13 protein-coding genes and 1 pseudogene are annotated in these 12,513 nt (G+C 64.7%); 9 read left to right on the top strand and 5 right to left on the bottom strand.

The genetic code is table 11. The annotated features are described in order from the left end of the window. Positions 1-18: 18 nt before the first annotated feature. The 3 genes from QAD21_RS20635 to QAD21_RS20625 are packed head-to-tail and all read right to left on the bottom strand — an operon-like array spanning position 19 to position 1,986. Positions 19-438, bottom strand: coding sequence for a MaoC/PaaZ C-terminal domain-containing protein (locus QAD21_RS20635; RefSeq protein WP_065632529.1), 420 nt, complete (start codon positions 436-438; stop codon positions 19-21). Then, a complete protein-coding gene (locus QAD21_RS20630; protein ID WP_083207502.1) occupies positions 435-887 on the bottom strand; it encodes a MaoC family dehydratase N-terminal domain-containing protein in 453 nt (150 codons plus the stop codon). Before QAD21_RS20630 ends, QAD21_RS20635 begins: the two co-directional genes overlap by 4 nt. Next, the gene (locus tag QAD21_RS20625) at positions 865-1,986 is read right to left on the bottom strand and encodes a phosphotransferase family protein (RefSeq protein ID WP_065632530.1); all 1,122 of its coding nucleotides are present in this window, start codon (positions 1,984-1,986) and stop codon (positions 865-867) included. Before QAD21_RS20625 ends, QAD21_RS20630 begins: the two co-directional genes overlap by 23 nt. Before the next feature lie 90 nt (positions 1,987-2,076). Here QAD21_RS20625 and QAD21_RS20620 point away from each other — a divergent pair. The 4 genes and pseudogenes from QAD21_RS20620 to QAD21_RS20605 form a co-directional block, all read left to right on the top strand. After that, positions 2,077-2,583, top strand: a pseudogene (locus QAD21_RS20620) (LLM class flavin-dependent oxidoreductase); the annotation flags it as partial. A 4-nt stretch (positions 2,584-2,587) separates the two neighbouring features. Next, positions 2,588-3,187 carry a TIGR03857 family LLM class F420-dependent oxidoreductase gene (locus tag QAD21_RS20615; protein ID WP_280360194.1) on the top strand — a complete coding sequence of 200 codons (600 nt, stop codon included), beginning with the start codon at positions 2,588-2,590 and terminating at the stop codon, positions 3,185-3,187. 90 nt (positions 3,188-3,277) lie between these two features. Then, positions 3,278-4,714, top strand: coding sequence for an aldehyde dehydrogenase (locus QAD21_RS20610; RefSeq protein WP_065632605.1), 1,437 nt, complete (start codon positions 3,278-3,280; stop codon positions 4,712-4,714). A 34-nt stretch (positions 4,715-4,748) separates the two neighbouring features. Next, a complete protein-coding gene (locus tag QAD21_RS20605) occupies positions 4,749-5,912 on the top strand; it encodes an NDMA-dependent alcohol dehydrogenase (RefSeq protein ID WP_065632531.1) in 1,164 nt (387 codons plus the stop codon). An 89-nt stretch (positions 5,913-6,001) separates the two neighbouring features. On the opposite strand, the gene QAD21_RS20600 is transcribed toward QAD21_RS20605, so the two are convergent. Further along, complete coding sequence (locus tag QAD21_RS20600) at positions 6,002-7,216, bottom strand: CoA transferase (RefSeq protein WP_175401199.1); 1,215 nt, start codon at positions 7,214-7,216, stop codon at positions 6,002-6,004. Between the two features lie 309 nt (positions 7,217-7,525). On the opposite strand from QAD21_RS20600, the gene QAD21_RS20595 reads away from it, so the two are divergent. From QAD21_RS20595 to QAD21_RS20575, 5 genes are all read left to right on the top strand, one after another. After that, a complete protein-coding gene (locus tag QAD21_RS20595; protein WP_065632532.1) occupies positions 7,526-7,939 on the top strand; it encodes an OB-fold domain-containing protein in 414 nt (137 codons plus the stop codon). Beyond that, the gene (locus QAD21_RS20590) at positions 7,936-9,120 is read left to right on the top strand and encodes a thiolase family protein (protein WP_065632533.1); all 1,185 of its coding nucleotides are present in this window, start codon (positions 7,936-7,938) and stop codon (positions 9,118-9,120) included. Before QAD21_RS20595 ends, QAD21_RS20590 begins: the two co-directional genes overlap by 4 nt. Positions 9,121-9,589: 469 nt before the next feature. Next, the gene (locus tag QAD21_RS20585; RefSeq protein ID WP_247450260.1) at positions 9,590-10,822 is read left to right on the top strand and encodes an amidohydrolase family protein; all 1,233 of its coding nucleotides are present in this window, start codon (positions 9,590-9,592) and stop codon (positions 10,820-10,822) included. A 10-nt stretch (positions 10,823-10,832) separates the two neighbouring features. Continuing rightward, a complete protein-coding gene (locus QAD21_RS20580; protein WP_065632534.1) occupies positions 10,833-11,039 on the top strand; it encodes a hypothetical protein in 207 nt (68 codons plus the stop codon). After that, the gene (locus tag QAD21_RS20575) at positions 11,036-11,839 is read left to right on the top strand and encodes an SDR family NAD(P)-dependent oxidoreductase (RefSeq protein WP_065632535.1); all 804 of its coding nucleotides are present in this window, start codon (positions 11,036-11,038) and stop codon (positions 11,837-11,839) included. The genes QAD21_RS20580 and QAD21_RS20575 overlap by 4 nt, the downstream gene beginning before the upstream one ends. Positions 11,840-11,851: 12 nt before the next feature. On the opposite strand, the gene QAD21_RS20570 is transcribed toward QAD21_RS20575, so the two are convergent. Further along, on the bottom strand, positions 11,852-12,454 hold the full coding sequence (locus QAD21_RS20570; protein WP_065632536.1) for a cysteine hydrolase: 603 nt from the start codon (positions 12,452-12,454) through the stop codon (positions 11,852-11,854). Positions 12,455-12,513: the final 59 nt, after the last annotated feature.

Raw genomic sequence — 12,513 nt, 5'->3', positions numbered from 1 at the left:
ACGGCACGATCGTCTTCGTCACGCTGCCACATGTGGTACGACGAAATCGGCCGATCCGGCGATGGCGACCGCGCCATTCTGCCGGGTGCACGTCAACTCGACGGCGGCAATGGTCTCGCCGCGGGCGTTCTCGGTGATCGCGGTGACCGCGCCGGTGCAGGTCAGGACATCGTCCGGCCATACCTGTTCACGGAACCGCACACCGTAACGGCGTACGTTCTCGGCCCCGAGCCAGTCGGTCGCAAAGGTCGCGAGCAACGCGGACTGGTGCATTCCCTGCGAGAACACGGACGGGTTCCCGGCGCTGCGTGCCATGGTGTCGTCGTAGTGCATCGGGTTCAGGTCCCCAGAGGCTCCCGAGTACCGGACGAACATCTGACGGGTCAGCGGTCCGAACTGTCGAGGCGTGGCGGTGCTTCCGACGGTGAGGGCGGTCATCGGGTTGCTCCTCGGGCAGCGCGTTCGATGAAAGTTGCGGTGGCCTGGGCGACCAGATCACCGGTTCGGTCCCGGAACTCGGTTCTCACGACGGCGAATCGCATCTGACCTCCCCGCTTGCCGGGCTTCTCGTATCGGTCGACGATGCGCTCCTGCGCGATCAGGACGTCGCCGACCCTGGGGGGAGGGCCGACGAACGTGTACTCCTGCTCGCCGTGTAGCAGTCGTCTGCGGTCGAAACCGACGTTGATCCGTACTCCCGCCGGTGCCCACTGCGCGGCGTTGACGAGAAATGTCGGTGGGATGATCGCGTCGGGTCCCTGATAAGCGGGGTTGTCCGACTGCATCGCGGCGGCGAACTCGCGGATCTTGCCCTGTTCGATCACCATCTCCCAGGGTTGGCCGGTGGTGCCGACCGGCGACGGTTCAGGCGGTTCGCTGTTGGTCATCTGGTTCTCCAGTGCTCAGTTCGGTGAGATATCGGTCCACGAGTCCGACGACGGTGGTGGGATACCTGCGGGCGATCTCCATGTCGAGACCGTCTCTGGCCAGCAGGATGGCGAGACGGTTGTTGATGAGCGACAGCACAAACGCTGCCAGCAGTTTGTAGTAGCCGATGTCGCCGTCGACTCGTCCGCCGAGTTCGACGTATCGACGGAGAGTCGCTTCGCTGTCGAGGATACCGGCGGGGCGGATGAAACCGAGTGCTTCACAGAGGAATTCCTCGAACATCAGCCACCAACCCAGATCGATCTCGGGGGGTCCGGTGGTTGCGGTCTCCCAGTCGAACAATGCGGCGACCGACATGTCGTCGGCGAAACACATGTTCCCGACACGAGCATCACCCCACACCACGCCTTCGCGGTCGGTGGTCGGCGCCCCGGTCATGATGGCATCGAACGCGCGCGCCAGGGTCTCCGCGCCGACGGCGAGATCGGGGCGAGCCCACTCGTACCAACGTCGGAGGTTGTCGAGATAGCGGGCGAGCCCGGTCGACCCGGTCGCGGAAGCTTCGCGCAGGAAGTCCAGCACGTCCGGGTCGTCCACCTGATGGACGGCCACCAACGACTCGATCGCGTTGTCGTAGAGGAGTTCTCGCTCGGGAGTCGAGAGCTCGGTGGTCCAACCACGCTTGTGCCAGCTCGGCACGTCCGAAGGCGTGCGGCCACGGACACGTCGCATCAGATAGAAGGGGGCGCCGAGGATCGAGGAATCGCGTTCGATGCACACGATCTCCGGAACCGCGACGCGCGCCGTCCGGCCCAGCCGTTTCATGATCTCGGCCTGGCGGGGTGCGTCCGGAGTGGTGAACAACTGGTGGTCCGATGCCTGCATCCGCAGTACGAGGTCCGCGCGTCGCCGGTTTCCGGCCGGGTCCGTCCACGTCGCGGTCAGGAATACCGTCTTGCCCGAATAGCCCGCATCCGGCGCCGAGAGATCCGAGATCTCGAAGTCGGTGCCGTCGGGTGCGATGCGCGGGGGAAGCCAGGAGTCGAGAACCTCGCGTGCATCGCCGCCGAGGTCACCCCGGGTCGGTGTGTAGACCATACGAATTCCATTCCTCCGGCCCGGGCGCCGCCGCGAAACTCGGACTGCCACGCCCTTTCATAAAGTGACCAACACTGTCAGAATAGGCCCATGACCGACGAAAAAGCCAACTTTTCGGGGATCGCGTTCGATCCTGCGCTCGGGACCGGGCGACCGCCTCGGCCGGCGGTGGGTGCGTACACGCTTCCAGGGCGCGTACCGGATCCCCGGCCGGTGATCGGCCAGGCGGTCGAGGCCGAGCGCCTGGGCTTGAGCACACTGTGGCTCAGCGAGCGGTGGGGCACGAAGGATTTCGGTGTCATCGCCGGGTCGATCGGCCAGGTCACGGACACGATCGAGATCGCCTCGGGGATCACTCATTTCCAGTCCAGGCATCCGGCGATGCTCGCTTCGATGGCGATGACGGCCCAGGCGATGTCGAATGGACGGATCGTCATCGGGATCGGCCGCTCGGTCGACGCGATGTGGCGTGCGGTCGGGCTACCCCCATCCACGAATGCCTCGATCGTCGACTCGGCCGAACTGTTCCGACGGCTGTGTCGCGGCGAGAAGGTCACATACGACGGACCGGCCGGCAGATATCCCTCGCTACGCCTGGCCGATGTTCCGGACCAGCCGGTTCCGCCGTTGGTGTTCGCCGCGATCGGCCCCGGGGCTCGGCATCGCGGGCCGGTACTTCGACGGGGTGCTGTTGCACCCGTTCCTGACACCGGAGGCCGTCGCCCGATCGGTCCGGGTCGTCCGTCAGGCGGAGAAGGATGCGAAACGCGCCTCCGGCAGCGTGCGGATCTACGCCACCGTGGTCGTGGCCTCCGGCCTCGACCCCGCCGAGGAACTGGCCGTGATCGGTGGCCGTGCGGTGACGTACTACCAGATCCCGGGGTTCGGCGAGCAGCTGGCGAAGGTCAACGGATGGTCGGTCGAGGATCTGGACGCGCTCCGTGCGCATCCGCACCTGCGCGGTGTCCGGGGGGCGGCGGATTCGGTTCGGACACGCGAACAGCTCACCGAGGTGGCGTCCTCGCTACCCGAGGAATGGATCCGGTCGGCGTCCGCGGTGGGTTCGGGGACCGAATGCTGGCGGACATTCGATCGGTACCGCGATGCCGGCGCCGACGAACTGGTTCTGCACGGTAGTACGCCCGATCAGCTCGGACCGCTGTTCGGCAGCGCCGAGGGCGCGGTACCGTCGTTGGTCTAGGGTGACATTACTGCCAGAAATACGGACGGGCCGATGGGTGATCACGACATCGTGGCTGCCACGCTCGCAGAGCACAGTGAGAGGTTGTACGTGTACGAATTCGAAGGCATGTACGTATCGGGAAAATGGAGTCCGACATCGGGGCCGCCGATCGAGGTCCGTTCGCCCGCCGACGGCGAATTGCTCGGACGGGTCGGCGAGGCGACCGCGGCCGACGTCGCCGTCGCGGTCGAGGCCGCCCGGACGGCGCTCGAGCATGGCCCGTGGCAGTCCAGCACCGCCGCCATCCGCGCACAGGCGATCACCGCCCTGGCCGATGCGATCGGAGCACGGACGAAAGAGTTGGCCGACGTCGTCTCCGCCGAGGTCGGGTCACCACGGAAGTGGACGACCTTCGGGCAACTGGCCACCGCCCTCGGGGTCTACCGGGCCTGTGCGGCGATCGTCGAGGACTACGAGTTCGAGGAGAGACGCCCGTCGGCGACGGGTGGCGAGGTTCTGGTGCGTCGACTCCCGGTCGGTGTGGTGGGAGCGATCGTGCCCTGGAACGCACCGTTGTTCACCGCCGCGTTGAAGATGGCTCCGGCGCTGGCCGCCGGGTGCACGATCGTCCTCAAGCCGTCACCGGAGGCACCGCTCGCCCTCTCGATGCTGGCGGAGTGCATCGAGGAAGCCGGTATCCCGGCGGGGGTGATCAACATCGTCTCCGGTGGTGTGGCCACGGGAGCGGCGCTCGTCGCCCACCCTGGTGTGGACAAGATCAGCTTCACCGGATCGACCGCTGCCGGAAAACAGATCGGCGCCGCGTGTGCGCAGGACGTCCGTCGAGTGACCCTCGAATTGGGAGGCAAGTCGGCCGCTGTCGTGCTGGACGATGTCGTGGTCGACGCCACCCTCATCAACGGACTGGTCACCGGCGTGATGGCCAACAACGGGCAGATCTGTGCCGCGCAGACGCGGATCCTGCTGCCGCGCAGTTGCTACGACGAGATCCTCGAGCCGTTTGCGGCAGCAGTCTCGGCGATGCGCATCGGTGATCCAGCAGAACGTGACACCGAGGTGGGACCGGTCATCAACGCGGCGTCCCGCGACAGAATCGAGAACGCGGTGGCGGGCGCGGTCGACGCCGGTGCTCGCCTGGTCGCCGGCGGTACCCGCCCTGACGGTTTCGACAGCGGTTCGTATGTCAGCCCGACTGTGCTGGCGGACGTCGACAACGACATGGCGATCGCCCGTGACGAGTTGTTCGGGCCGGTTGCGGTGGTCATCGCCTACGACGACGAGAACGACGCGGTCGCCGTGGCCAACGACTCGGAGTACGGACTCGCGGGTGCGGTCTGGTCGGCGGATCCGGTGCGGGCAAGCCGGGTGGCGGCGCGTATCCGAACCGGTTCGGTGTCGATCAACTCAGCGGCGCCACTGGACTTCGGGAGTCCCTTCGGTGGTTTCAAGAAATCAGGTATCGGACGCGAGGGTGGCCCGGAAGGCATTGCGGCATACCTCGAATCGCAATCGATCATCCTCTGACGTCTCGTCGGAACGTAGTGTGGAAGGACAATAAATGGAGACCAAGGCCGCGGTTCTGTGGGAGCGCAACACAGCTTGGCAGATCGAGACCATCGAACTCGATGCCCCGAAAGAACAAGAGGTGCTCGTCGAGCTGCATGCCTCGGGGATGTGTCACTCCGACGAGCACATCGTGACCGGCGACATGCCGTTCCGGTTGCCCTGTATCGGCGGGCATGAGGGTGCGGGTGTGGTGAAACAGGTCGGCTCCCACGTGTCGTGGCTACAGCCGGGCGACCACGTCGTGTTCGGATTCATCCCGTCCTGTGGACGGTGCCCGTCGTGTTCCAACGGGCATCAGAACCTGTGCGATCTGGGTGCCAAGATCTACAGCGGGAACCAGATCCAGGACGATACGGCGCGCCATCACACCAAGGGGGAGGACCTCGCGCTCGCCTGTGGCGTGGGTTCTTTCGCCCACCACACGGTGGTCAACGAGGCGAGCTGCATCAAGATCGAACCGCACCACCCCCTGGACCGCGCATGCCTACTCGGTTGCGGATTCATCACCGGATGGGGATCGGCGGTCTACACCGCCGACGTCCAGCCCGGCGAGAACGTCGTCGTCGCCGGGGTCGGGGGCATCGGAGCCGCGGCGGTCCAGGGGGCGAAGCTCTCCGGGGCGCGGACGGTCACCGTCATCGATCCGTCGGAGTACAAGCGGGAGATCGCACTTCGGATGGGTGCCACACACGTGGCCGAATCGTGGGAGGACGCCCGGGGTGTGGTCGCGGAGGCGACGTGGCACCGGGGAGCCGACAAGTTCATCTGCGCCATGGGCGTGGGCGAGGGACGTCTGGTGGCAAAGGCCCTGGCGATGACGGCCAAGCGCGGGCGGCTCATCGTCACCAACATCCACCCGATGCTCGAGCGCGAGATCTCGGTGAACCTGATGGACCTCACCCTGCAGGAGAAGCAGATCGTCGGCAGCCTGTACGGTTCGGCCAATCCGCGCGCCGACATCCCGAAGGTTCTGGAATTGTGGAGCGGTGGGTTCGTCGACCTCGACGCGATGGTCACACGCAGCTACCCGCTCGAGGGCGTCAACGACGGCTACGACGACATGCGCGCGGGTAACAACGTGCGTGGCATCCTGCGTTACCCGGCTGCCGACGCGCCAGAGGATCAGTCGTTGGAAAAGGCTGCTGCCGGCGTGTGATCCGCTGTTCCTTCCACGCTCGAACAGCCGGTGTCAGACGAACAGAAGGGGAGGACGCCGTTCGGCGTCCTCCCCTTCGTCGGCTCGGACTAGAGGATCGCGCCGCTCACCTTGTAGTCGATGATCTCCTCCATGGGCAGTCCCAGCTCCTCGAGCACCGCGTCGGTGTGCTCACCGTGGGCCGGCGCACGGGTCAGCTCGCTGGGCGTCTCGTTGAACTGGATCGGGGTGCTCACCAACTTGTAGTCCACGCCGTTCACGTCGGTGAGGTCCGTGATGTAGCCGTTCGCCAGCACCTGCGGATCGGTGACGACCTCACGTGGTGTCTGGACCACCGACCAGGACCCGTCGATCTTGGCCAGTTCGGGCTTCCACTCCTCGAGCGTCCGTTTGCCGAATGCGTTGCTCAGGACCTCGATGACCTCGAGCCGATTCTCACCGCGCTTCGCGTGGTTCTCGAACCGGGGGTCGGTGATCATCTCGGGGATTCCGAGAACGGTGACGAGTTCGGGCCAGTAGCGGTCCGACTCGAGCATGACCAGCGAGATGAACCGACCATCGGCGGTCTTATAGGTGTTGACCAGCGGGTTCGCGGCCGTCGCGGGAGTGTGCTTGGGGTACCGCTCCATGTTGAACGCGTGCGCGCCCGCGATGGTCGCGCCCATCGACCATGCACCCATCGCCAGCAGGGAACTGTCCACGGTGAGGGCTTCGCCGGTGCGTTCGCGATGCAGGAGTGCGGTGGAGACGGCGCCGGCCAGGGTCAGGCCGCCGAGAACGTCGCCGAACGCCGGACCCGGCATGGTGAGGCGGTAGTCCAGTTCGTCCGGGCTGATGTTGTCGGCAGCGCCGCCGCGACTCCAGAACGAGGTCATGTCGTACCCGCCGCGGTTCGCTTCCTCGCCGCGCTGGCCGCTCGAGGAACCGCGAACGTACACGATCTTGTCGTTGACCGCCCGAACGTCCTCGACGTCGAGGCCCAGCTTCTTGCGGGCGTCGGGACGGAAATTGGTCAGGAATACGTCGGCGGTGGCGATCAGCCGCATCAGCAGGGCGCGTCCCTGTTCTGACTTGAGATCGATTGCAACGCTGCGTTTTCCGCGGTTCGGGAGTTCGAACATGTGATTGACCCCGCCGGCCGGGATCAATCCCGACGTCACGAGCCCGCGCTGGGGATCACCCGACTCGGGATGCTCGATCTTCAGTACGTCCGCGCCCCACTCGGCGAGGATCGCGCCCGCCACCGGCACATACGTCCAGGCCGCCACCTCGACAACACGAATTCCGTTCAGCACACCGACCACGTCAATTGTTCCTCTCGGTCCTGACTCGATGGGCCGCGACTGATCGTCGCCGTGCCCCATCGGGCTATATCTGACTAAGTGTACACGAAAATACCCGCGTTTTGTGTCGCGTGTCACTACGAAGTTGGACTCTAGATTGGCAGGTGGATGCGAGATCCACCCCTGCGACCCGATCCTTGAGCCAAGTTGGCAAATCAATATCTGACACAGTGGTGATGAATGCTAACCTGAGACCGGGGTGACCGCCGTCACGCGCGTCGCGCAGCTGCCGGCCGCCCGGACAACAGTGATTTTCGGAAGGACGAGCAGATGTCTAACGAGGCAGGTCGGATTCTGCCGGAGGTGACCCCGGAATCGGAGGCCTTCTGGACCGGAGGATTCGACGGTGAACTCCGCATATACCGATGTCGAGACTGTCGAGGCTGGATTCACCCGCCGGTCGGGGCATGCTGGCGATGCCGGAGTCGCAACGTCGGACCAGAGGCCGCGTCCGGGCGTGCACGAATCGCGTCCTTCACGGTCAATCACCACCCCTGGCTTCCCGCTTTCCCTCCTCCCTACGTCATCGCGGTGGTCGAACTCGACGATCAGCCCGATGTCCGCCTGACCACGTGCATCGTCGGCGTCGATGTGAATGCGGTCGAGATCGGACAGCCGGTCGAGGTCGTGTTCGAGTCACACGACGATGTGTCCCTGCCCTTCTTCAGGCCGTTGGCAGCATGAGTTTCGTGGACGACAAGGCGGTCATCAGCGGGATAGGTCAGTCCGAGATCGGCCGGCGGATCGGGCGTTCGGGTATCGACCTGGCGCTCGAGGCCGCCGAGCGCGCTGTGGCCCACGCGGGCCTGACGTTCGATGACATCGACGGTGTCGCAAGCTATCCGGGCCCGGTACAGGCGGAGGGCGGGTTCGTCGGTGCGACCACGCACGATGTCCGCGATGCCTTCGGGTTGAGGACCAGGTGGCACGTCAGCGGTGTGGAGACGTCGGGCCAGATAGGCACGCTGCTCGACGCGGCTGCGGCAATCTCTTCGGGCCGCGCCACACACGTGCTGTGCTTTCGGTCGGTCTGGGAGGCCACTGCCCAGGCATCTGGTCGCGCCGCCGCGCTGACGGGCAAGGCGATGCGTGCGTCGGGCCATGCGGAGTTCCGGATGCCATTCGGAGCCGCCTCCCCGGCCAGCTGGATCGGCATGTACGCACAGCGTTACATGTATGAGTTCGGCTTGACCAGAGAGCATCTCGGAAAGTTGGTCATCAACGCACGCACCAACGCGGCCCGGAATCCGAACGCCATCTACCGCAAGCCGATGTCGATGGTCGACTACTTGAACGCGCGGATGATCTCGACTCCCATGGGATTGTTCGACTGTGACGTCCCGTGTGACGGAGCGACCGCGATCATCCTGTCGCGGCGAGAAGAGACGGTTGGCCTGAAACAGACACCGATCACCATCGAAGCGGCAGGCTCGGCGCTCTACGAGCGACACTCCTGGGACCAGCGAACCGACCTCACGACGATGGCCTCACACGACGCCGCCGCGTCGATGTGGGAAGGGACCGACCTGACCCCGGCCGATGTCGACTTCGCAACGCTCTACGACGGATTCAGCTACCTGTGTTCGCAGTGGATCGAAGCGCTCGGCTTCGCCGAGCACGGCAAGGTCGGGCAGTTCCTCGACGACGAGGGGTACTACGCGATCGACGGCACGTTGCCGATCAACCCCCACGGTGGGCAGTTGTCGGCGGGCCGTCTGCATGGTTACGGGTTCCTGCACGAGGCCTGTACCCAATTGTGGCGGCAGGCCGGAGATCGCCAGATCAAGAAGGACCTGTCGGTGGCCGCCGTGGGGATCGGCGGGGGTCCGGAGGCGGGTTCCATGCTGCTGAAACTCGGTACCTGATCGGGACGGTTCATCCGACGTCGTTGGTGTCCACCCGCAATCCGGGTGGACACCGACGACGTCAGTTGCTGTGCGCGGGAGACGAACTCAGACACCGTCGACCGACGTAGGAGTACCCGACTGCGAACCCGGGGAAGTCCGGTCATGATGCCTGATCCGCCGGGGCAGAGCGAAGGGGTTGGACGCAATCAGCCGCTGCTCCCTCTCAGTGGGACCCCGCCGGCGGCATCGACGTCCGGATCGCTCCCCGGCACCAACCGCTTGGGGTGACATCAATGTCAGTTCTGAGCTGCGTTCGACCACCTCGACGTTCCAGATTCTTTGCGCGAATGCCGGATTTCTCCGAGAATAACTTGACTCTTGTGACGCCTGTCACTAAAGTGACATAGTGTCAGATATGGGAACGATGCCCAGGTTCACAGTGGCCTGTTCCCCCCCTTGTAGCCCGTCATACGTAGCAGGAGGCGTTGTGCCGCTCCAGGATTACATGCACTTGATCTCGGTCGACGATCACTTGATCGAACCGCCAGACGTCTGGTCGACCAGGTTGCCGAAGAAGTTCCTCGATGAGGGTCCGCGGATCATCGAGATGGACATGAGTCAGCAGCAGGGGGACGAAGGTCTCTCGGCGGCCCTGCTCAATGCCGCACGCGGCGAGGGCGGTCGGGCCGCGAAGAAGAAGATCGCGGAGGTGTGGTCTTACGAGGGCCGCATCTACCCGAACATCGGACTGAACGCGGTGGCCGGCAAGAAGCCGCAGGAGTACGGCATGGACCCGACGCGCTACTCGGACATGTTGCCCGGCTGTTACGACGCCAAGGCCCGCGTGGCCGACATGGACATCGATGGTGTGCAGGCTGCCCTGTGCTTTCCCTCGTTCCCGCGATTCGCCGGCACGGTCTTCCTGGAGGGCGAGGACAAAGAACTCGCCCTGCTGTCGGTGAAGGCATGGAACGATTTCCACCTCGACGAGTGGGCGGCGGCGGCTCCCGACCGGATCATCCCGCTGATCATTCTCCCGCTGTGGGACCCGCAGGCCGCCGCGGAGGAGATCTACCGCTGTGCCGCCAAGGGGGCCAAGGCGATCACTTTCCCGGAAAACACTGTCACGCTGGGTCTTCCGTCGTTCTACACCGACCATTGGGACCCAGTGTTCCGCGCGGCCGAAGAAACCAACATGCCGTTGTGCATGCACTTCGGTTCATCGGGTCGGGCCCCGATCACGTCGCCTGAGGCGCCGATGGCGGTCATGATCGCGCTATTCGGCACGAACTCGATGTATGCGACCGCAGACCTCCTGTTCTCGCCGGTCTTCTACAAATTCCCCAACCTGAAGATCGCTCTGTCCGAGGGCGGGATCGGCTGGATGCCGTACCTGCTCGAGCGAATCGACCTGACCTGGGAGAAGCATCGCTGGTATCAGAACGTGAACAAAGAGGTCCGTCCCTCGGATCTGTTCCGGTCGAACATCTACGGCTGCTTCATCGACGACCACGAAGGTGTTGCCCGTCGCCACCAGGTCGGTATCGACAACATCACCTGGGAATGTGATTACCCCCATTCGGATTCCAACTGGCCCAACAGCCGGCGGTACACCGAGAAGCTCCTCGCCGAGGTTCCCGATGAGGAGGCCCACAAGATCGTCGAACTCAACGCGCGGAAGTTGTACAACTTCCCGCGCACCGAGGCCGCGGCTCGCTGAGGACTCGATCATGGCTCATGGCAAAGACATCGACGCAGCCGACTGGGTCGATCAGGATCTGCTCACCAGGGACGAGTCCCGGGACCGTCTCGAGGAGGAGATCGAGTTCGAACGGAACAAGCTGAACGAGCTCCGATCCGGACCAGGTAACGAGGATTCGGTCGAATTGGCGAGGCGCAGACTGGTTGCCATGGAGAACCTGAGGGACTCGCTGTGACTGCACCGGGCACGCGGTTGCGCGGCAAGGTCGCTCTGGTCTCCGGATCCACCAGGGGCATCGGACGGTCGATCGCTCAGCATTTCGCGGCGGAGGGAGCGAAGGTTGCCGTCACGGGCCGAACTGTGGAGCGCGGCGAGAAAGTCGTGAACTTCATCCGTGACGCCGGCGGCGACGCCGAGTTCTTTCCGCTCGATGTCACCTCCGAGGACAGTGTGCGGAACACGATAGACGCGGTCGTCTCGCGTTTCGGTGGACTCTCGACGCTCGTCAACAACGCGGCACCGACAGACGTGGTCGCCACGACGGTCAAGCCGTTACATGAGTACTCCACCGCGGAGTGGGACTCGATCATGACCGGGACCCTCACCGGCAATGTGTTCTGGGCGTCGAAGTACGCCTGGCCGCACCTGGTCTCGGCCGAAGGAGCATCGATCCTGAATGTCTCATCCGGTCAGGCGATCGCAGGTTTCAAGGGGTTCGGAGCCTATGGCGCAGCGAAGTCTGCGGTGACGAGCCTGACGCGGTCACTCGCCGTCGAAGGTGCGGCGGATGGGATCCGGGCGAACTGCATCCTGGTCGGCCGCGTGGTGTCCGGACGCGGAGATTCAGGTCACCACACCGGTGGCGGACGGCTCACCCGCATCGGCAATCCGATGGATATCGCCTATGCGGCAACCTATCTCGCCTCCGATGAATCGGCCTTCGCAACTGGTTCGATGCTCACCGTCGACGGAGGGTTCTCCATCAACGGTGACGCGGTGTCCGATGCGGAAGCGGCAGCGTTCGCCACCAACTGAGGCTCGACGCCATCACCCCGGCAGCCGACGGATCACGTCGGCAGCCGGGGTGATCCGCGTCAGCATCGCCAGCATGTTCGTCACCATGTAGTCGTGACTCTCGGCACTCGTACCCGCTGTGCAGTCCTCTGCGAGAACGACGTCGTATCCTCGGTTCACGCCCTCGAGCGCCAAGCCGGGAAGCGCGACATCTGTGGATATGCCCGCGAGCACCAGCGTCTGTACACGCTGCAGTCTCAGCATCGCATCGAGATTGGTGCCATAGAACGCCGTCAGACCGGTCGCGCGTGAGCTGACCAGATCTGTCGGTTCGGGACCGAGGTCCGCGGGGATGACGATGTCGGGACTTCCCTCCACCATCATTCGACCGCGGATGGCCAGTTTGCTCAGATAGGAATTCGGCAGCATCCCCATCTGGTCGGACCGGTGGGCGATGGTGCAGTGAACGACGGGCAGCGACCGCGCTCGGAAGGCGCGGGCCAACTCTGCCGTGTTCCGGACCAGGCCGCGGACGGAGGCCTGCTCGGCGAGCCCGGAGAACAACCCCGGAGGCGGGTCGAGCAGCCCCTGCTGGCACTCGCTGATGACCAGGGCGGGGGAGCTGTATGGAGTCATTCTTCCTCCGTGACTCAGGTGACGTTGAAGCCAGTTAAGATCTGGAGTGGTTGATCAAA

Source organism: Gordonia sp. SMJS1 (assembly GCF_029866425.1).
Lineage (GTDB): Bacteria > Actinomycetota > Actinomycetes > Mycobacteriales > Mycobacteriaceae > Gordonia > Gordonia hongkongensis.
This window is presented reverse-complemented; position numbering and strand designations above follow the sequence as displayed.

Bases quoted from the DNA above. Each gene is read 5' to 3' on its own strand.
- QAD21_RS20635 (WP_065632529.1), bottom strand. From the start codon at position 438: ATGACCGCCCTCACCGTCGGAAGCACCGCCACGCCTCGACAGTTCGGA.
- QAD21_RS20630 (WP_083207502.1), bottom strand. From the start codon at position 887: ATGACCAACAGCGAACCGCCTGAACCGTCGCCGGTCGGCACCACCGGC.
- QAD21_RS20625 (WP_065632530.1), bottom strand. From the start codon at position 1,986: ATGGTCTACACACCGACCCGGGGTGACCTCGGCGGCGATGCACGCGAG.
- QAD21_RS20615 (WP_280360194.1), top strand. From the start codon at position 2,588: ATGTTCCGGACCAGCCGGTTCCGCCGTTGGTGTTCGCCGCGATCGGCC.
- QAD21_RS20605 (WP_065632531.1), top strand. From the start codon at position 4,749: ATGGAGACCAAGGCCGCGGTTCTGTGGGAGCGCAACACAGCTTGGCAG.
- QAD21_RS20595 (WP_065632532.1), top strand. From the start codon at position 7,526: ATGTCTAACGAGGCAGGTCGGATTCTGCCGGAGGTGACCCCGGAATCG.
- QAD21_RS20590 (WP_065632533.1), top strand. From the start codon at position 7,936: ATGAGTTTCGTGGACGACAAGGCGGTCATCAGCGGGATAGGTCAGTCC.
- QAD21_RS20580 (WP_065632534.1), top strand. From the start codon at position 10,833: ATGGCTCATGGCAAAGACATCGACGCAGCCGACTGGGTCGATCAGGAT.
- QAD21_RS20570 (WP_065632536.1), bottom strand. From the start codon at position 12,454: ATGACTCCATACAGCTCCCCCGCCCTGGTCATCAGCGAGTGCCAGCAG.